The sequence below is a fragment of the Roseateles sp. DB2 genome, from assembly GCF_051857535.1.
Lineage (GTDB): Bacteria > Pseudomonadota > Gammaproteobacteria > Burkholderiales > Burkholderiaceae_C > Roseateles_B.
The window spans coordinates 1-1,944 of sequence record NZ_JBPZGY010000041.1; the positions used below are offsets into that span (position 1 = coordinate 1).

General features: G+C 68.8%; 1 pseudogene. It reads left to right on the forward strand.

The features are described 5' to 3' along the window. A pseudogene (locus tag ACS5PK_RS22575) lies at positions 1 to 1,944 on the forward strand (heme utilization protein); the annotation flags it as partial.

Sequence of the window (1,944 nt, forward strand, 5' to 3'; positions counted from 1 at the left end):
GCCCTCAGCACCGCCGCCATCAAGGCCCTGAGCACCGACCAGATCGGCGCCCTGGGCTCTGACCAGATCGGCGCGCTGACCACCGCACAAGTCGCCGCGCTCACCACCGCTCAGATCCGCGGCATGGTCAGCGATGACCTCAATGCCCTGGGCTCCGACCAGTTCAAGGTGCTCACCAGCGCCCAGGTCGGCGCTCTGACGACGGACCAGATCAAGACTCTGCAGACCGAGGACCTCGCGGCCATCAACACCGCGGCCCTGCGCGGCATGAACTCCGCCCAACTGGCCGCCCTGACGACGGACGAGATCGTGGCCCTGAGCACGGCCCAGGCCGCCGCACTGACCACCGGCCAGATCGGGGGCCTGACCAGCGACCAACTCGTCAAGCTGGAGACCGACGACCTGCGCGCCATCAGCACCAGCACCATCAAGGCGCTGAGCAGCGATCAGTTCGCCGCCCTGAGCAGCGACCAGATCGGTGCACTGACCACCGCCCAAGTCACAGCCCTGACCACCGCCCAGCTGCGCGCCCTGGCCAGCGATGACCTCAACGCCCTGGGCACCGACCAGTTCAAGGTGCTCACCAGCGCCCAGGCCGGCGCTCTGACGACGGACCAGATCAAGACGCTGCAGACCGAAGACCTCGCGGCCATCAACACCGCGGCCCTGCGCGGCATGAACTCCGCCCAGATCGGCGCGCTGACCACGGACGAGATCGTGGCCCTGAGCACGGCCCAGGCCGCTGCGCTGACCAGCGCTCAGGTCGCCGGCCTCACCAGCGACCAGATCGCCAAGATCGAGACCGATGACCTGCGTGCCATGAGCACGGGGGCCATCCGTGCCCTGTCCAGCGACCAGATCGCGGCCTTGTCCTCGGACCAACTGGTCGCGCTGACCTCGGCCCAGATCGCAGCCCTGACCACCGTCCCGGGCAACCAGTTCGGCGGACTGAGCACCGACGAGATCAAGGCGCTGACCACCGCCCAGGCGGCTGCCCTGACCAGCAGCCAGATCCGCGGCCTGAGCACCGATCAAGTCGCGGCCCTGGAGACCGACGACCTGCGTGCCCTCAGCACCGCCGCCATCAAGGCCCTGAGCACCGACCAGATCGGCGCCCTGGGCTCCGACCAGATCGGCGCGCTGACCACGGCACAAGTCGCCGCGCTCACCACCGCTCAGATCCGCGGCATGGTCAGCGATGACCTCAATGCCCTGGGCTCCGACCAGTTCAAGGTGCTCACCAGCGCCCAGGTCGGCGCTCTGACGACGGACCAGATCAAGACGCTGCAGACCGAAGACCTCGCGGCCATCAACACCGCGGCCCTGCGCGGCATGAACTCCGCCCAGATCGGCGCGCTGACCACGGATGAAGTGGTCGCCCTCACCACGGCCCAGGCCGCTGCGCTGACCAGCGCCCAGGTCGCCGGCCTCACCAGCGACCAGATCGCCAAGATCGAGACCGATGACCTGCGTGCCATGAGCACGGGGGCCATCCGCGCCTTGTCCAGTGACCAGGTGGCCGCCCTGAGCAGCGACCAGATCGTGGCCCTGAGCTCGGCCCAGATCGCCGCCCTGGCCACCACCCCGGGCAACCAGTTCGGCGGGCTGAGCACCGACGAGATCAAGGCGCTGACCACCGCACAGGCGGCTGCCCTGACCAGCAGCCAGGTCCGCGGACTGAGCACCGATCAAGTCGCGGCCCTGGAGACCGACGACCTGCGTGCCCTCAGCACCGCCGCCATCAAGGCCCTGAGCACCGACCAGATCGGCGCCCTGGGCTCTGACCAGATCGGCGCGCTGACCACCGCACAAGTCGCCGCGCTCACCACCGCTCAGATCCGCGGCATGGTCAGCGATGACCTCAATGCCCTGGGCTCCGACCAGTTCAAGGTGCTCACCAGCGCCCAGGTCGGCGCTCTGACGACGGACCAGATCAAGACTCTG